The 17,261-nt window shown below is 43.5% G+C and carries 15 protein-coding genes; 7 read left to right on the top strand and 8 right to left on the bottom strand.

The annotated features are described in order from the left end of the window. Positions 1–326: 326 nt before the first annotated feature. Together AC1RM2_RS15470 and AC1RM2_RS15475 are read right to left on the bottom strand one after the other, a co-directional pair. Entirely contained in the window at positions 327–2,417 is a 2,091-nt protein-coding gene (locus AC1RM2_RS15470; RefSeq protein ID WP_492986098.1) for a PAS domain S-box protein, read from the bottom strand. Positions 2,418–2,476: 59 nt separating this feature from the next. Then, complete coding sequence (locus tag AC1RM2_RS15475; RefSeq protein ID WP_492986099.1) at positions 2,477–3,019, bottom strand: 5' nucleotidase, NT5C type; 543 nt, start codon at positions 3,017–3,019, stop codon at positions 2,477–2,479. A 222-nt stretch (positions 3,020–3,241) separates the two neighbouring features. Between AC1RM2_RS15475 and AC1RM2_RS15480 the strand changes: the two genes are divergently transcribed. The 3 genes from AC1RM2_RS15480 to AC1RM2_RS15490 all read left to right on the top strand — a co-directional run bounded on the left by AC1RM2_RS15480 (position 3,242) and on the right by AC1RM2_RS15490 (position 5,921). Then, positions 3,242–3,751, top strand: a complete 510-nt coding sequence (locus AC1RM2_RS15480; RefSeq protein ID WP_147054056.1) for a 30S ribosomal protein S16 — start codon at positions 3,242–3,244, stop codon at positions 3,749–3,751. 132 nt (positions 3,752–3,883) lie between these two features. After that, positions 3,884–4,411: a ribosome maturation factor RimM gene (gene rimM / locus AC1RM2_RS15485; RefSeq protein ID WP_492986100.1), complete on the top strand. Its 528-nt coding sequence runs from the start codon at positions 3,884–3,886 to the stop codon at positions 4,409–4,411. Positions 4,412–4,592: 181 nt separating this feature from the next. Further along, positions 4,593–5,921 carry a UDP-N-acetylmuramoyl-tripeptide--D-alanyl-D-alanine ligase gene (locus AC1RM2_RS15490; protein WP_492986101.1) on the top strand — a complete coding sequence of 443 codons (1,329 nt, stop codon included), beginning with the start codon at positions 4,593–4,595 and terminating at the stop codon, positions 5,919–5,921. A gap of 498 nt (positions 5,922–6,419) precedes the next feature. On the opposite strand, the gene AC1RM2_RS15495 is transcribed toward AC1RM2_RS15490, so the two are convergent. The 5 genes from AC1RM2_RS15495 to AC1RM2_RS15515 all read right to left on the bottom strand — a co-directional run bounded on the left by AC1RM2_RS15495 (position 6,420) and on the right by AC1RM2_RS15515 (position 10,605). Further along, the gene (locus AC1RM2_RS15495; protein WP_492986102.1) at positions 6,420–6,614 is read right to left on the bottom strand and encodes a hypothetical protein; all 195 of its coding nucleotides are present in this window, start codon (positions 6,612–6,614) and stop codon (positions 6,420–6,422) included. 212 nt (positions 6,615–6,826) lie between these two features. Further along, positions 6,827–7,609 carry a hypothetical protein gene (locus tag AC1RM2_RS15500; RefSeq protein ID WP_492986103.1) on the bottom strand — a complete coding sequence of 261 codons (783 nt, stop codon included), beginning with the start codon at positions 7,607–7,609 and terminating at the stop codon, positions 6,827–6,829. A gap of 324 nt (positions 7,610–7,933) precedes the next feature. Further along, positions 7,934–8,407 carry a hypothetical protein gene (locus AC1RM2_RS15505; protein WP_492986104.1) on the bottom strand — a complete coding sequence of 158 codons (474 nt, stop codon included), beginning with the start codon at positions 8,405–8,407 and terminating at the stop codon, positions 7,934–7,936. Between the two features lie 396 nt (positions 8,408–8,803). Next, on the bottom strand, positions 8,804–9,502 hold the full coding sequence (locus AC1RM2_RS15510; RefSeq protein WP_492986105.1) for a HEPN domain-containing protein: 699 nt from the start codon (positions 9,500–9,502) through the stop codon (positions 8,804–8,806). A gap of 5 nt (positions 9,503–9,507) precedes the next feature. Next, positions 9,508–10,605, bottom strand: a complete 1,098-nt coding sequence (locus AC1RM2_RS15515) for a GmrSD restriction endonuclease domain-containing protein (protein WP_492986106.1) — start codon at positions 10,603–10,605, stop codon at positions 9,508–9,510. Positions 10,606–11,028: 423 nt separating this feature from the next. Between AC1RM2_RS15515 and AC1RM2_RS15520 the strand changes: the two genes are divergently transcribed. The 4 genes from AC1RM2_RS15520 (at position 11,029) to AC1RM2_RS15535 (ending at position 15,987) form a co-directional block, all read left to right on the top strand. Then, positions 11,029–11,412: a (deoxy)nucleoside triphosphate pyrophosphohydrolase gene (locus tag AC1RM2_RS15520; RefSeq protein ID WP_492986107.1), complete on the top strand. Its 384-nt coding sequence runs from the start codon at positions 11,029–11,031 to the stop codon at positions 11,410–11,412. Position 11,413: 1 nt separating this feature from the next. Continuing rightward, positions 11,414–14,560, top strand: coding sequence for a DEAD/DEAH box helicase (locus tag AC1RM2_RS15525; protein ID WP_492986108.1), 3,147 nt, complete (start codon positions 11,414–11,416; stop codon positions 14,558–14,560). A 136-nt stretch (positions 14,561–14,696) separates the two neighbouring features. Further along, positions 14,697–14,981, top strand: a complete 285-nt coding sequence (locus tag AC1RM2_RS15530; RefSeq protein WP_492986109.1) for a hypothetical protein — start codon at positions 14,697–14,699, stop codon at positions 14,979–14,981. A 169-nt stretch (positions 14,982–15,150) separates the two neighbouring features. Continuing rightward, positions 15,151–15,987 carry a PDDEXK nuclease domain-containing protein gene (locus AC1RM2_RS15535; protein ID WP_492986110.1) on the top strand — a complete coding sequence of 279 codons (837 nt, stop codon included), beginning with the start codon at positions 15,151–15,153 and terminating at the stop codon, positions 15,985–15,987. Positions 15,988–16,917: 930 nt separating this feature from the next. On the opposite strand, the gene AC1RM2_RS15540 is transcribed toward AC1RM2_RS15535, so the two are convergent. Further along, positions 16,918–17,079, bottom strand: a complete 162-nt coding sequence (locus AC1RM2_RS15540) for a hypothetical protein (protein ID WP_492986111.1) — start codon at positions 17,077–17,079, stop codon at positions 16,918–16,920. Positions 17,080–17,261: the final 182 nt, after the last annotated feature.

The raw sequence follows: 17,261 nt of genomic DNA on the forward strand, positions 1-17,261 counted from the left end.
ACCCTCTCTCCGACTGCGTCGCAAAGAGGGTGAAGCTCATTTTTTTCCTTTCTTTTCCTTCGCCCCTCTATGCGACGCAGTCGGAGAGAGGGGCAGACGGGCGGAGCCTCGTCGGGGTGAGTCGACTCGCCGACATGCGATAAATGTCAATCCCCCTTTAGCGTTTCGCGAAAATTTATCACTCCGAGTGACAGGGCCACCTAATTTAAAATTTAGGGAATGAGCAAACTGTCCGTTTACCCTGTACAGCCGATACAAGGTTCACAGATTCATTATACCTGGATAACGAAACACAATCGTTTCCAAACCATCAATCCTTGATTTACTTAGCCCTGGCTGGTAAAAGTGCTATCCACAATTAAGCGGATAACGTCATCAATTTCGGCGCTTACAGTGAATAGATGCTGGATGATCAGTTCGTTTTCGGGGTTAAAAAAGTTTTCCTTATCCATTATGCTGATCAGGCCCATCATACTGGCAACGGGCCGCCTTATTTCATGCGAGCTGAGCGAGGCAATGTTTCGTAAGCGCTCGTTTTGATCAATCAGTTCCTGTTCAATTTTAAGGCGCCGGGTAATATCGCGGGCAAAACAACCAACGCCAATGATATCGCCCTGCTGCGTATAAATGGGGTTAAAGCTTACCTCAAAATATAATTGGGTTTTTGTTTGCCGGTCAATGCTTTCATTAGTGATGGTGTATTGTTCGCCAAGCAGCGCCCGCGAATAGTAGGCCATCCACTGTTTGTGTACCTCGTCGCTATAGCCTTTATTCAGGTATGAATGCTCCCCGGCCATAGGTTCAACGCCGGTTAAATGTGTTGTTTCCCTGATGTAAGCATCATTCATATATACATAGCGCATCTCCCTGTCAACCGACCAGATGTGGTCGTGTGTGTTGTTTATCAGGGCCTCTAAGCTTGTTTTTGTCCAATGGGCTTCGTCCTGGGCCCGGCGCTCATCACTAATATCTTTAACGTATACGGTAATGCCTTCGGCAGATGGGTAGGCCGATGTGCTTAGCCACTTGTCAATCGGTTCAAAATATTCGGTGAATTTTACGCTCTCGCGCTTTTCAATCATCTCATAATATGCCTTGCCAAAGCCCGAATCCATAATTTCGGGATATACGTCCCAAAGCACATTGCCCAGCATTTCCTCGCGCGGGGTGTTGGTCATTTTTTCGAATGCCGAGTTTACCTTAACAAACCGCCATTCATTGTCGATAATAAAAAACGAATCGGTTATACTTTCAATAAAAGCATCCAGCTTTTCGGCGGCTTCTTTTATTTCCTGTTCAATTTTAAGCTTGGCGGTAATATCCTGGCCTATTCCCTGTACCTCGCAAACCTGGCCGCTATCGTTGGTAATAGAGATAAGCTCCCAATCTGTATCATGAAGCCCGCCCCATACATCCGGTTTTTTGTGCAGTAATTTTACAATTTTGCCGGGGTTGCTTATACAATTAACAAAGGCCTCTTCGCACAAATGCAGTTCCTGCGGTATGGTAGTAATTGAAAAATGCTGCCCTATCAGCTCATTTGCTTTATAGCCAAAGGTTTTCAAAAATTGTTTGTTAATAAAACTGTAACAACCTTTAGTATCTACCCTTATCAGAAAATTGGTTTGCGAATCAATCAGCGAGCTTAAAAACTGCTCGCGCCGCCTGGCTTCGTCCTGGTATTGCAGCTTGGCGGTAACATCGGTAGCAATTGATAAAATACAATTGCGCCCCTTATACTTTATACCAAACCAGTTAACGTCGGCATAAATGGTTTCGCCGTTTTTATTTAAATGCTTCCATATCCCGGCCCGGTTAAAATCGATAGGGTTTACCCCCAAACTTCCTTTTTCGCTTAAATATGTCTTTAATTTCGCAGCTTCAGACGGTAGCCTAATGTCATTGGCAGTCATTAACAAAAACTCTTCTTCAGTATAACCATAATGGGCAATAGCGGCCTGGTTAACTTTTACAAAACGCAGCGTTTCTTCATCTATAATCCACACCGGATTTGCGTTTTTGTAAAACAAATCGCTAAAAATGCTATCCTCTGCGGCAGCGCTGGCGGTAAGCTGCGTTTGTACACTAATAGTACTTACTAAAACTTTATGACCGGTGGCCTCGTCAATTACCAGGCTTTTTTTATCAATAATACCCCTGGTTGTGTTTTGCGGTGTGTTAATAAGGTAATTAAGTTCAACCGAGTCATTTATACCCAGGCCGGCAACCGCAGTTTCGATGTCCCCGCGCTGCGTTTCGCTTATCATATCCGGCCACAGCCGGTTGTTACCAAGCAGCTGGGCAGCGGTAATACCTAAAATATTAACAATAGCCGGGCTAATGAAGAGGTATCTCTGTTCATCGGTATCAAAAACAATTATACAATCGATTGTGGCAGCGTAGATATGGTTCGGCATGCTTGAAATGGCCTCTGGCTTATTGTATAAAGTTAACGTATTTATATTAAAGTAATTAACTATCCGTTCAATAATTTATCGGCAACATCCTGCCAGTTGTTTACCCTTTCAAAACCATCAACCAGTACGTTATGCGGCGATGTATACAACAGTTTGCGCCCTTTAAAAGTTACAAAGTTTTTAATGCGGTCGTCAATCATAATATCAACATCCAGTATTTTGTGCCCGCAAAAAATAATGTTTGTCCACGATATAAAGGGGAAGTGTTCCTCCAGCCAGGCCTGCTTATCCTCCAGCGAATACTTAAACTCCATAGCTGCCGATGCTATGTATACATCGTATTGCTCCATAAGCGCTTTTACTACCTGCTGGCTGCCGGGCATTACTTTAATATCCCTGAAAAAACCACGCTCGTTAACATAAGGCCTTACCGTGCTGCTCAGGTGCGGCGGCAGGGCCTGGCCAATTTCCATGCCGTGCATATCGGCCAGTATAACTTCATGGCTGTGGCGCTGTTTATACAGCTCGATAAATTTATCAATGGTATCTGCCAATACCTCATCCATATCAATGGCAATGCGGGGTTTGCGGGTGATGCTCATGCCGGTAATTTGCAAAATTTTAGGTGTAAAATCAATTGTGTAATAATAATATTCAGCGGCCCAATGTTGCTGCCTGCATGTTGCTGACTGGCAGTAATTTGCCCTCATTCGTGCCATTCGAAATAATTCGTGCAATTGGTGTTTTTTTCTTCATAATAATTTATACCTTTGCATCCCCGCAGAAAGTACTCCGGGGACATGTTGAATACATAAAATAAAGAAATGGCAACTAAAATCAGACTGCAAAGACACGGTAAAAAAGGAAAACCTTTTTACTACATCGTAGTAGCAGATGCCCGCGCTCCTCGCGACGGTCGTTTTATTGAGCGTTTAGGTTCATACAACCCAAACACCAACCCTGCAACTATTGAAATTAACTTCGACAAAACTTTAGAGTGGGTTAACACAGGTGCCCAGCCTACCGATACTTGTCGTGCTATCCTTTCTTACAAGGGTGTGCTGTACAAAAAACACTTAGAAGGTGGTGTTAAAAAAGGCGCTTTAACTGAAGAACAAGCTGCAGAGAAATTTGCTGCCTGGACTGATGCTAAAGAAGGCAAAATCACCGGCAAAAAAACCAGCCTGGTAACTGCAAAAGACGAAGCCCGTAAATTGGCTTTGGCTGCCGAGGCTAAAAAGAAGGAAGAAAAAGCTGCTGCAATAGCTGCTAAAAATGCTCCTGTTGCCGAAGAAGTTGCTGCTGAAGAAGCTCCGGCTGAAGACGCAGAATAATTTAACCCAGAGCCAGGAAATTAGAATCAAGAGTCAGGAATAATTCTTCTGTCTTGATTCTTGACTCTTAACTCTTGATTCCACAGATAATGGCGAAGCGAAAACTTCGCCATTGTTATTTAACAACATTTTATGAAAACCGAAGATTGTTTCAGGGTTGGCAGTATACTGAAAACCAAGGGCCTTAAGGGCGAAATGCAGATATATGTTGATTTTGATAGCCTGGATGCTATTAAATTCGACGCCCTTTTTATTGATATGGCCGGCAAAATGATCCCTTATTTTGTACAATCTATCAAGTACCTGCAAAAAAGCAACGCCTACTTGTTTTTAGAAGATGTGGATACCATCGAAAAAGCAAGCCTGCTGGTAAAACGCGACCTGTACCTGCCCAACAAACTGAAACCCAAAAAGAAAAAGGCCGAATTTACCCTGAACGATGTAGAAGGTTTTATAGCCATCGACGAAACCCGCGGCGAACTTGGCGAAATAACCCAGGTGCAGGAATATCCGCAGCAACTGATAGCCACGGTGATGTTTAAAGGCAAAGAGGTGCTTTTCCCGCTCAATGTCGAGATCATTAAAGGAATTGATATTGAAGCCAGCGAAATTTACATCGATTTGCCCGAAGGCCTGCTGGATGTGTATTTATCGGAGTAAGTAGTAGTATCCGGTTGGGAGACTTTAAAAATAACGCTTCTTTAAAAATTCTTCCCCGCCGGGGGAACAAGCCCCTCCTAAATCCTCCCCGGTAGGGAGGACTTTAAAATAACGCAGCTTTAAAAAAAAGTCTCCCCTACCGGGGGAGATTTAGAGGGGGCTTATTACCTTTACTTCACGTATGATTACTACCCAGCAACTTTACCAGCTATACCTGCAGCACCCTGTTATCAGTACCGATACCCGCAAAATTGCGGCCGGCAGCCTGTTTTTTGCCCTTAAGGGCGATAAATTTGATGCCAATACCTTTGCCCAACAGGCCATTGCCGCAGGTGCAGCCTACGCGGTAATTGATAATCCCGCGTACCAGCTGGGCGACGAGTATTTGTTGGTGGCCGACGCGCTTACCGCCCTGCAGGATCTGGCCCGCCACCACCGCCGCCAGTTAAGCATCCCCGTTATCGGCCTTACCGGCACCAACGGCAAAACCACTACAAAGGAGCTTATCAACGCCGTACTGTCCCAACACTTTAAAACCCAGGCCACCCAGGGCAATTTAAACAACCATATAGGCGTACCCCTCACTATTTTAACCATCGACGCCAGCCACCAGATGGCTGTTATCGAAATGGGGGCCAATCACCAAAAAGAAATCGAACTGCTTTGCACCATCGCCCAGCCATCGCACGGCTTAATCACCAATGTAGGCAAAGCGCACCTGGAAGGCTTTGGCGGGGTAGAAGGCGTGAAGAAGGGCAAAGGGGAGTTGTACGATTATTTAAAAAAAACCAATGGCATTCTTTTTATAAATACAGACAGTCCCGATTTAATAAAAATGCAGCTTGATCGTGGCTTAGGCGCCTATGACTACGGCACCGATCCGGTCATTAATTACGTACACGGTCAGTTGACAGAGAATTCCCCGTACCTTTCGTTATACTGGGCTAAACACCATGAGAAAAAGCAGTTTATTAAAACCCAGCTCACTGGCGCCTACAACCTGCATAATATTTTGGCGGCCATAGCCATAGGCAGCTATTTTAATATCCCTGTCACGCAAATAAACGCCGGTATTGAAGGCTATCAGCCTAAAAACAACCGGTCGCAAATTGTGAAAACGGAAAGCAATACCCTTATTTGCGATTACTACAACGCCAACCCCAGCAGCATGTTTGTAGCCATCGAAAACGTTGGCAAACTGCAGGCCCCACGCAAAGTACTCATCCTGGGCGACATGTTCGAGATGGGCCCCGAATCGGCCACAGAGCATGCCTCCGTGATCCAAAAAGCGCTGGATACCCCGGTTGACGAACGCATTTTTATCGGGAAAGACTTTGCCGCTGCTGCGCAGTCCATCGACCATGGACTATGGACCATGGACCAAAACACCTGTTACGTCACTGCCGAAGATGCCATTGCTGCATTGAAGGCCAGCCCCATTACCCATTCAACCATCCTCATCAAAGGATCGCGCGGCATGGCCCTGGAGCGGTTGGTGGAGCTGTTTTAACGAGGGCGGAATTTGCAAAGGGCAACAGCGTATATCGCATGGCGGCGACGACTCACCCCGAACATCGCTACGCTCGTTCTGCCCCTCTCTCCGACTGCGTCGCATAGAGGGGCAAAAAAAAGAAAAAAAAATGAGCTCCACCCTCTATGCGGCGCCAGCCGGAGAGAGGGTCGGCCAGCGCAGCGTAGCCGGGGTGAGTCGTGACCAGCGTTCAACACAATGTTCATATACCCCCTACACCCATCCTCCCCAAAAAACTCTTGATAGTCCGGAATTACAAAGGAGAAACAGCGTTCATCGCATGGCGGCGACGACTCATCCCGAACATCGCTACGCTCGTTCTGCCCCTCTCTCCGACTGCGTCGCATAGAGGGGCAAAAAAGAGAAAAAAAATGAGCTCCACCCTCTATGCGGCGCCAGCCGGAGAGAGGGTCGGCCAGCGCAGCGTAGCCGGGGTGAGTCGTCGCCGGCGTTCAAAGCCAATGTTCATCCTTATCCTCAAGGCACTCGTCTTCCCCAAACCGTCAGCAGAACAGCTTCGGGCGAAAACGGACAAAACAATGCGGGGTTGTGCGGCTGCAGGGCATAGGAAGTTTTTGCACGTGCGTGGGGAGTTGGGCGCTTCGGGGCAAAATAATTCCAGCCCAGGTTTTGTCCGTTTTGCAGGGCAAAGGCCCGTGCGTAAAGAAGCATTTCTGCTGACAGCCTTTTTGGTTACTTTTGTGGCGACAAAAGTAACAGCCCTCCCGCGGCAATTGAGCGGGCCAATGCGGTCGCCTCTACAAAGTAACATCATTACCCAAACAAACGTAAGCATAGTTCCGGGGTTTCTTCATTCCCTGCAATGATAGCAACACGGTGGTTATCCAGCCACAAGCCCATCCCTAACCCCCCCCCCTTGCCACTCACTTGCCAAACAAATACCCCATCAAATAATATATCCCCTTTACCACCAAAAAGCAAAAGCCAAAAAACAAAACCGCGAAACCAATAATATAAGCCTCGCTTTTAAACTGAATATATGCAGCCCCGCTTCCTTTATCCAGGTAAGTAAAAACCACGTTAAACACGGCTGCCGTAAAAATAATTGCACCAACAACCGCAAAGCCATTAACCCTTTTTTTTACCGGGTAAGCAGGCACGCCGGTTGTATTATACCATTCCGCCTGCTGAATTTCCAAACCGGCGAAATGTTGGTCGGCCGCGTGGTTTAGCGCCAGCCATTCTGCTGCGTTTTGCAGGTTAAAGCCCTGGTAAATGGCCAAAAACTCCAGCAACTCTTCGCTGGCATCAGTCTCGTCAATATGGCCAAACAGCTCTTCAAATTCCAGCTGGTATAAATAGCTACCCTCGCCTTGGCGCAACACATCCATCAGCTCAATTTCACTTAAAATATCGCGGACTTTGCTGGCTTCTAACTGGCTGTTTTTTAGCCGGTGATACAGCAGCCCCATTAAAACCCGCGCAAAAAGCAGATCAGCACCGGGCCTCCATTCGCGTTCAATAATGCTAATCTGGTCATCCACCCTCGGGGCCATCGACAACTCGATAAAAAAATAATCCGGCCTTTCCTCATCCGCCAAAATACCATCAGCCCAGCTAATTACTTCCTCTACCGAAACCAAACCCCACACCAGGCCATAACGAAACACCGCTAACATAGGCTGATAAGATTCGGCAACAGGCATTGGGGCTGATTTAGGATGGTAATTTAGCAAATAATTGAATAAACTTGATTAGGCGACGGCCGGGGATGGCTTTTAATGTAGTTGCATTTGAAGCTACGTTACCCCCAATGTCATCCTTGTTTCAGCACCCCTTATGCTAAGTATACTCATGCAAGCCACTGGTGTTACCCTATCCCAAAAAATCTTGATACTAACTACTTGCTACTAAATAGCGTTTCGCCGCTGGTAGAAGCGTCGCCGGGCTTTACATTCATACGCCTGCAAGGCCTTAGGCTCGGGCCGGTATCCATTTCAATCCCTAACGCGAAAGGGCGGAACGCCGTCTTAATTCTTGATTCTGCTCTTTTGATTCTTCTTTTTCACCGTTTGTACGGCAATAAAATACTTCACGGTGAATTTACTTTTATTGCTGCCTAAATGGCCATAACCACTGGCGTCCCCATCTTCATACACGCCAATAACATCCAAAAGCAAATAGGTATTCCAATAATTATCGTGTACATTTTTAAATTGACTTGTAAATTCCTGTCGCATTTCCACGCTATCGGGTATTTCTAATGCGGCTTTTACGGCATTACATTTTTTATCCGGCACAAGGCTCCAATACTCATCTGTACCCCTATAAATAAAGCGGGTGTAAACCAACTCTTTTTTATGAGCGGGCAGCTCGCAGGCGCTCATAAAATCGGGATAGTGCATATCCAGTACGGGGGGCGGAAAAATTATCTCCTTACCTTTTTTCTGGCAAAAAGCCAGTGTGCAAAAAAGCGTTAATACAAGTGTTAATATGGTTTTCATTGAAATTGCTTTGCCTAATAGCGGAACACCGCTAACATAGGCTGATAAGTTCGGCAACGGGCATTGGAATTGATTTAGGATGGTAATTTAGCAAATAACCGCGTGGCCGAATGCAAAACCTAATTCGGGTGTATCGCCGTATTGGCAGAAGCTGGATAATTTATTTCACATAGGTCTCAGGCACGGATCGATATTAATTTCCTTCTGGGCCGCACTTGATAAATTAAATACATTAATCATCAGAGACAGAAGGAACCTTTGTACAAGCTTGACATGTGGCTTATTAGAACGATGATTCCGGGCCGTTCAAGGGGATAATGGAAGGGCGGAATGGTTTTTCTGGAGAACTGGTACTTAATTGCGAAGATTTCTTGGGCTGAGAAATCAAATCTATTTTTACCGCCAATATTTGACTCCCGACTCCTTACAAATGTGCGAAAATAAAGCTCGATCCAATTTATCTAATAAGTCCTTAATGTTTGCGAAATTTCTTTTGGTGTCATCAAAAGTCAAATTTATGGCTTGCTGATGAGCAATCGTTTCTCTAATATCTAAAAACGACCTTAAGAGCAACTCATAATCCTTTTTTCCTAATCCGTTTATAATTGAAAAAATGTTTCTTATTCCAATTCGGTTAAACAAAACTTTCAAATTTCTCGGGGACGGATACTTTTTATCGTTTACAATATTTTTCGCGTCGATATGATTTGTGAAAATTATGCTACTATCTGTTAGCCCATAAATCGAAGTATTATTCACATTTAATTTATCTAAAACTTTACCCTCATCACGATTGTGAATAAATGCCTCGTAAATCACCCTTTGTTTATGAAAAAGTGCAAAGGTTCTTGAATTTACTGGAACGTTTGATAGAGGTATGTTAGCAGCTCTGTAGTTAAAAAAAAGATCCTCAATTAATACGCGTAAATATTCTTCTATAGAGGAACATAACAATACAAATGCGGACTGATAAATTAGATTTTTGTGATCATAGGACAGAGCTACTTTTTTAAAGGAAATGTTCTTTGCCAACTCTAACAAATCATCGACCTTTTTCTCACATTCAACTCTGGATTTGCTTCTTTTATAGGGCATGACAGCTATATAAGTGAAGTGATAAATCCCTTATAATCATTTATTCTATTAATTATACTATTCCTATCCGTAGTCCCAGATGAAATATATCTATTGAAATCTTCGCCCGATATAAACTCTTGGTTTTTTTGGACAAAATTCAGAGCTCTGAGCTTTTCTAAAGTTTCTACAGATAAGTTTAACTCGTAAAAAGAAATCATCTGTGCATCATAAAGAGCAGCATTGAACTTGGTATTTTTTAAAGATTTATCATATGTTTTAAAAGCATATTTATTTAATACACGATTAATTTTATCCAAAGTAGAATAAAAATCATCTTCCAAATCGAGCAATTTTAAGCCCGGGTTCCTGTTAGTCTCAGAGTATGTATTTAGAAATGACACTAAAGGTTTAGAATAATTCCTCCAATTTTCAAGCAAAGCGAAAAAGCGTAACACTAATTCATCTGCTTTCATTCTCTTATCATTTTTATTTAATGTTAAATCTTTAAATAATGAATTATTGCCAAGAACTTCCAGCTTTTCCATTAGCGTACCTGAATGAATCCCATGGCGTAATTCGTGAGAATTTAGTTTTACAGATCCCGTATTTAAACGTTCAAAGACATCGAACTTTATTTGAGGATGTGTATCCTTTAAAATTACGATACACCTTATTGTCCTATTCTGAATGTGCCGTTGAAATCTTGGGTCTAGGTCAGTGAATTTATACCCCTCCAGTTCCGGATATGCTGTCAAGCCCCTAAGCTCAAAGTCATTAGAAAGGTATAATTTAATGCTATTTAGCCTTTGATTGCCATCAATCACGGCCAACCTTTCGTCTGAGTTTTGACTAAGAAAAATTACAGGAATTGGGCAATTTATAATTAAAGATTCAATCAACCTTGAAGCTTGGGCTCTATTCCACACATATCCCCGTTGGAATTCAGGTATTATAATATGATTGTCATTCAAATAATCGGTTAACGTCGACACCGTAAAATCGTACGTTTCGGTATTTAACCGTCGCTTTTCCGGTGGGATGTTTAAGATATCTAGGTTTTGTTCTTCTACTTCGGGAAATAACTTATCGGCTAATCTTGACGATGTGTTTTTTACTGCCATCTTTTCAAATTTAAAGTTAAATATATAGTATTAAATATAATTGTGAGACAGATAAATTACGTTTTGAAATTTCACATTAAGGAATACGCAAACGATCTAATGTATCGGCATGGGATTTTTGTTGTAATCGTCATCTGCCATCTGTTAAGTAATAGTGCCATTATTGACTAGTTGGCTATGATTTCCTGTCCGTCACCCCCCGGAGATCCAAACCAAAAGCAGCTGTATACCCCATTTGGAGTCCTAAAAAAAGCATTAAATATTTTTATATTTGCTCTTCCAGTACTTGATAATTGACCGGTCCTATTTGTGGAACTCCAAAAGACGTTGTTGCTGATATTTTTCATATTACACAGAACTATCCCCCCAAGAATATCTAAACTCTCAATGCAAACATGTATTTTCGAGGTAGAATACCGTTAAATGCTCCAAGTAACCTGCGCCCTCATAATAAACCCTCACAACCAAATCCTGGCCGCCCAACGCAGCCAAGCCATGAGCCTGCCTTTAAAATGGGAGTTCCCCGGCGGTAAAATTGAACCAGGAGAAACTGCTGAAGATTGCTTGATCAGGGAAATTAGGGAAGAATTAAATATCGAAATCAGCATTATAAAAGCCCTACCATCCAACACCCATACCTACCCTAAAATCACTATCGAACTGATCCCTTTTATTTGCAAACATACCAGCGGCGAAATAATGTTAAAGGAACATGCGCAATATAGGTGGCTGCATAAAAATGAATTGTTAGCTTTGGATTGGGCAGATGCCGATGTGCCCATTGTAAAACATTACTTAAACCTTTAAAATGCCAGCAGTTGAATTAGGCTTGTACGAGCAATTGATTAATAAACTGATTGCCAACAAGCTAAATCTGTTGAGTAACGAAGCCTTTTTTATTAAAAGCACCCAACTGGATAAAGAGGAAGCAGCAAGGTATTTAAGTTTGTATTTATCCGAGACCATTAAATTCGCCTTAAATGAAATTAAGGACGAGCATAAAACACTCAAACAAATTGAACTCTCCAATAAAATCATCCAGCTATTAATAACAGAATTGCCCGGCGTTAGCCTTTCGGAAAACCTGATTGATAATGAAGGCAAAATATTGGATGCTGTTTTCTCTAAACTGGATTCGCCCTTTGCCGATTTTAATAACCGGATAAAAGAAATTACGCCTTACACACGGCTAAGCCAAAGCGAATTATTTACGGGCAATAATGTAGGGATTTCGTTAGAGAGCGAGATTAAAAAAGAGATCCTTTCCTCGGATGAAATTTGCTGGCTGGTATCGTTTATAAAATATTCGGGCATCCGCATATTTAAGGAAGAATTGGAAGAGTTTACCAACAGCGGTAAAAGGTTGCGCATCATCACCACATCGTACATGGGTGCCACCGATGTAAAGGCGATTGAGTTTTTATCGAACCTAAAAAACACCGAGATTAAGGTATCCTACAATTCGGACCATGAACGCTTGCATGCCAAAGCGTATTTATTTGTCAGGAATACGGGCTTTACTACTGGCTATATTGGTTCGTCAAACATTTCCCGCTCGGCTTTAACCAATGGCCTGGAGTGGAATTTGAAAGTAACCTCCAAAGAGATTAACCACATTATTGATAAGTTTAAAAAGACTTTTGAAACCTATTGGGTTGATAAGGATTTTGAGCCTTATGAGTTTGGCCGGGACAAACAGAAATTAAGCGCCGCGTTAAAGCAACAAAAATCATACGATAAACAAAGCATTACCAGCTTTTTCGATTTAAAACCCTTTCCGTACCAGGACGAAATTTTAGAGAAATTACTATCGGAACGGATTGTACACAACCGTTATAAAAACTTGGTGGTTGCGGCTACCGGTACGGGTAAAACAGTAATATCGGCTTTTGATTATCGCAACTTTAAAAACAATAACCCACGGGCAAGGCTGTTATTTGTAGCGCATCGTAAAGAGATTTTGGAGCAAGCCCAAAACACGTTTCAGCACATATTAAAAAACGCCAACTTTGGCGAGTTATGGGTGGATGGGCAGGAGCCAGACAATTACGAGTTTGTATTTGCATCGGTACAAACCCTTGCCAACCAGATCAGCAAACTGGCGCTATCGCCCGGCTTTTATGATTTTATTATCATTGACGAGGTACACCACATAGCGGCATCAAGCTATCGCCCCATTTTGGCGCAGTTTGATCCACAAGTTTTATTGGGGCTAACGGCCACGCCCGAACGTGGCGACGGCGAAGATATTTTGAAAGACTTTTGCGGCGTAATAGCTGCCGAAATACGATTACCAGAAGCATTAAACAGGAAACTGCTATCGCCATTTCAATATTTTGCACTATCAGATAGTGTTGATTTATCAAAACTATCATGGAAAAATGGCAGGTATGAAATTAATGAGTTAACCAAACTTTATACCGAAAGCGACCGTAGGGTGGGCGACATTTTAGCCAACTGCGATAAATACCTTACCGACGTGCACGATGTGCGGGCCTTGGGCTTTTGCGTAAGCATGGAACATGCCCGCTACATGGCCGAGAAGTTTAACATGGAGGGACTTAAAGCGGATTACCTGACAAGCGAAAACTCGGCAAACAGGGAGACCATCAGGGAACGGTTGCGGAATAAAGAGATCAATTACCTTTTTGTACGGGATATTTTTAACGAGGGTGTCGACATTCCCGAAATTGATACCGTATTGTTTTTACGGCCGACCGAAAGTTTAACCATATTTCTGCAACAGTTAGGTCGTGGTTTACGCCTTGCCCCCAATAAAGACTGTTTGACCGTTTTAGATTTTGTGGGCAACGCCCGGCCCGAGTACGACTTTGAACACAAATTTAGGGCGCTGGTGGGCAAAACCCAGACTTCGATAATTAAGGAGATTGAAGACGAATTTCCGCATTTACCTTTAGGCTGTTCCATCGTGTTGGAGAAGAAAGCCAAGGAGGTGATCCTGAAAAATATCAGGGCCGCCATTGGCTTTAACCGCAGGCAGTTGGTAATTAAAATTAGAAGCTTTAAACATCAATCCACGCTATCACTTTCCCTGAAAAACTTTATCGAGTTTCAGCATATCGAGCTACAACTCATCTACAAAAAAGATAACTGGAAACGGCTATGTGTAGAAGCTGGCGTATTACCAAATTTCATCGAACCCAATGAAACCGAAATTACAAGCTGTATTAAACGCTTGTTGAGGTGTAACTCTATCAGCTACCTTAAGTTTCTGCATCAACTAATTGAAAGCGGATTTAACGTAGGCAATTTATCGGCCGAGCAGGATTTAATGTTGTTAATGTTCCATTACGATGTTTGGCAAAAGGCCGGGCCGCAATTGGATTTCAAGTCGATACAGGATAGCGTTAAACAGGTTGCCAAAAATCCGGTGATGGTATCGGAATTATTGGAGGTGGTTAATTATCTGATCTCGAAAGTCGACTTTATCGAAAAAGATATCGACCTGAACTTTCCGTTGCCGCTTAAAGTGCACAGCAGGTACAACCGAAGCGAGATATTGGTAGCAACGGGCTTGCACCAGTTTGATAAAGCATCATCAAACCGGGAGGGCGTTGCGGCCAACAAGGAGTTGAACATCGAATCGCTGTTTGTCACCCTCAAAAAATCGGAGAAAGAATATTCGCCATCTACCTTGTATGACGATTATGCCATTAACGAAACCCTGTTTCATTGGCAATCGCAAAACGCAACCACGCCCGAATCGGCCAAGGGTTTATCGTACATCAACCACAATTCGCAGCACAAAAGAATTTTGCTATTTGTGCGCGAGCAAAACGATGATGAATTTGGTTTTACCATGCCCTACGTTTTCTTAGGCGAAGCCGACTACATCAAATCGAGCGGCGCCAAACCCATGAATATTGAATGGCAATTGCACGAGCCTATGCCAGCCTACATTTGGAAAGAAAGCGGGAAGTTGGCGATTGGGTAATAGTTCGTTTTCCGTTTCCTCAGGTTCTCTCGTAGAGGAACCTGAGGCCCGGAGCCAATCGGGAACCGAAATGCTTTCGCCTTACAAAACCCCTCGGGATCCCTTTTTAAGGAGACCCCGAGGGTACAGAAGTGTAATGCCCCTCATGTGCAGCCTGCGCCATAGGCGCTACCCATTTGTAGCCCCCGATAACAAAAATGATTTGTGCGCCGTAGGTGCTACCTGTACCCTTCTGCAGGTTACCCACATGTTGGAAGGTAGCCCGCTACGGGGCAAAAAACCGGTGGTATGTTGTTGCTACAAACGGGTAGCGCCGATGGTGCATGAAAAACGGAATTTCGGGGGTGCAGACCATATTGCCGATGCCGGTAAATTAATAGCGGTAATACAATTGTTGCCGTCTCCTCGGGTTCTCTCGTAGAGGAACCTGAGGTCCGGAGCCCATCGAAAATCCCAATGCTTTCGCTGTATCACACCCTCGGGGTCCCTTTTTCAAGGAGACCCCGAGGGTACAGAAAACCAACGGGTTATCGAATATCAACGAGAGGGAACTTAGGCGGTATAAGCAATTTTATCATGTTTATCCTTATTTGTTATCTGCATTTTCCGAAACAGCAATTTGGGGTACGCTATCCCCCAAATTGCCGACCCAATTAATTCGGGGTACGGCATCCCCCGAATTCGAGAATGAGCCGAACCTGGTTGTATACGATAAAATTATTAACAATCTTTCTTTCTCTCATCTTGCCGAACTTATAGAAATAGAAGATCAGCTTAAAAGAAGTTTTTATGAGATAGAAGCAATTAAAGGACAATGGAGTGTTAAGGAACTTAAAAGGCAAATTAATACACTTTATTTTGAACGTATGGGCCTAAGCAGTAACCCCACCGAAATGAGTACCAACGTCCAATCTAAAACGGATAAGCAAAATGCTGCTGACGTAATCAAATCACACTTCGCCTTTGAATTCCTTGGCATAAAAAACAAGGCAATTATAGAAGAAAGCGACTTAGAACAATCCTTATTAGACCATTTTCAGGATTTTTTAATGGAAATGGGGCGGGGCTTTTGTTTAGAAGCAAGACAGAAGCGAATATTGATAGGCGATGAATATTTTTTTAATGATATGGTTTTATATCATCGGATATTAAAATGTCACGTGCTTATCGAGTTAAAATCAGACAAGTTTAATCATGCACATATTTCGCAACTTAACACATACCTAAATTATTACAAAAAGGAGGTAACAGAAGAAACAGACAATCCACCTATAGGTATCCTTATGGTTGCCGATAAGAATAATCCCTTGGTTGAATATGCACTTGCCGGAATGGACAATCAACTTTTTGTAAGCAGATACCTGCTTCAACTTCCCGATAAGAAACAATTGCATGATTTTATTGCTGCCGAGATAAAAAAAGTGTAGTTGCCTCAACATTTAGCGCCTTTGTGCACCATGCTCGTTTCCGGCACCCCCTCCTGGAGTGAGGGAATGGGAACCTGGTTAATGCCCCTTCCCCTCAAACATTTTACCGACACATTTTTGTGCGCCGTAGGTGCTACCCGCGCCGCCCTGCAGGTTACCCGCATGTTGGAAGGGTAGCCCGCTACGGGGCAAAAAAACTGTGGTACATTGTTGCTACAAACGGGTAGCACCGATGGTGCATAAAAACCGGGATTTCGGGCGGGCAGGTCATATTACCGATGCCGGTAAATTGATGGCGGTAATACAATTGCATCAACCCGGCGTTGCCCCGAATAGCTAAAAGCGTTTAGCACCGATGGTACAAGAAAAACGGTGTTACGAAAGTGCCGGTCATATTGCCGATGCCGTAAATTGGTTGTGGAAATGCATTGAATCCACCCGGCGGCGTCCCTGAAAAGCTAAAAGCGTTTAGCAAAAAACGACCAACAAAAAACACTGCCCCGGAGGAACACAAACCAGTGAACAAGGCAGCTTAGCGGTGCTGAATTTTATGCTTTGTGCCATTAAGACGAGTAACCATCATTTTCGTGATGTCACGAAGATGAAAAATGCCATCCCGGCTCTTCGGGGGCTTTCTATTGCTATTAAATTAAGAGAAGCAGAAGTAAAAAATAATATCGAACACTGAATTTCGAATATCCAACACCGAAGTTTTTCCTTCATTATTCGAAATTGGATATTCGGTGTTCGATATTAATTTGGCCTCAATAGCATAGGGGTTCTCTCGTAGAGGAACCTGCGGTCCCGAGCCCATTGGAATTCCCAATGCCCCCGCCCCGCCTTCCACCTCCAAAAAAAAGTGTGAATTATTGCCCCATAAATATCATTTCCTTTTAATTTCCCAACCAAAAAATGCGGTATAATTATAAATTATTTGATGTTTTTTGTGATACTATATCCGCAAACGGTAAAACCCGACCGCCAAAATCCAGTCATCCCTAAAATGGCGTCCCCGGTGGTGGTTACCAGGTAAGTTGCAGGTGCCCGAACGGTTGTCGGGCGGTGCCCGGCGGGTAGTCCGAAGGTACCCATAAGGTAACATTTTGACCACCCGCCACGCCGCACCCCAATACCCCTCCGGCACCCCCACCCCAATTTTCACCCCGAACACCTCAAAAAACATAAGTGGCTGATATTCAATGTCAACGAAATCCACCACTCCACACACCCGAACACCTAACCCATTAATTAACAACAAATTAAGTGTTCGCCCC

It is taken from the genome of Mucilaginibacter sp. GW822-FHT03E02 (assembly GCF_058801545.1).

Coding starts and splice junctions, on each gene's coding strand:
- AC1RM2_RS15470 (WP_492986098.1), bottom strand. CDS start 2,417: ATGCCGAACCATATCTACGCTGCCACAATCGATTGTATAATTGTTTTT.
- AC1RM2_RS15475 (WP_492986099.1), bottom strand. CDS start 3,019: ATGAGCATCACCCGCAAACCCCGCATTGCCATTGATATGGATGAGGTA.
- AC1RM2_RS15480 (WP_147054056.1), top strand. CDS start 3,242: ATGGCAACTAAAATCAGACTGCAAAGACACGGTAAAAAAGGAAAACCT.
- rimM (WP_492986100.1), top strand. CDS start 3,884: ATGAAAACCGAAGATTGTTTCAGGGTTGGCAGTATACTGAAAACCAAG.
- AC1RM2_RS15490 (WP_492986101.1), top strand. CDS start 4,593: ATGATTACTACCCAGCAACTTTACCAGCTATACCTGCAGCACCCTGTT.
- AC1RM2_RS15495 (WP_492986102.1), bottom strand. CDS start 6,614: ATGCTTCTTTACGCACGGGCCTTTGCCCTGCAAAACGGACAAAACCTG.
- AC1RM2_RS15500 (WP_492986103.1), bottom strand. CDS start 7,609: ATGCCTGTTGCCGAATCTTATCAGCCTATGTTAGCGGTGTTTCGTTAT.
- AC1RM2_RS15505 (WP_492986104.1), bottom strand. CDS start 8,407: ATGAAAACCATATTAACACTTGTATTAACGCTTTTTTGCACACTGGCT.
- AC1RM2_RS15510 (WP_492986105.1), bottom strand. CDS start 9,502: ATGCCCTATAAAAGAAGCAAATCCAGAGTTGAATGTGAGAAAAAGGTC.
- AC1RM2_RS15515 (WP_492986106.1), bottom strand. CDS start 10,605: ATGGCAGTAAAAAACACATCGTCAAGATTAGCCGATAAGTTATTTCCC.
- AC1RM2_RS15520 (WP_492986107.1), top strand. CDS start 11,029: ATGCTCCAAGTAACCTGCGCCCTCATAATAAACCCTCACAACCAAATC.
- AC1RM2_RS15525 (WP_492986108.1), top strand. CDS start 11,414: ATGCCAGCAGTTGAATTAGGCTTGTACGAGCAATTGATTAATAAACTG.
- AC1RM2_RS15530 (WP_492986109.1), top strand. CDS start 14,697: ATGCCCCTCATGTGCAGCCTGCGCCATAGGCGCTACCCATTTGTAGCC.
- AC1RM2_RS15540 (WP_492986111.1), bottom strand. CDS start 17,079: ATGGGTACCTTCGGACTACCCGCCGGGCACCGCCCGACAACCGTTCGG.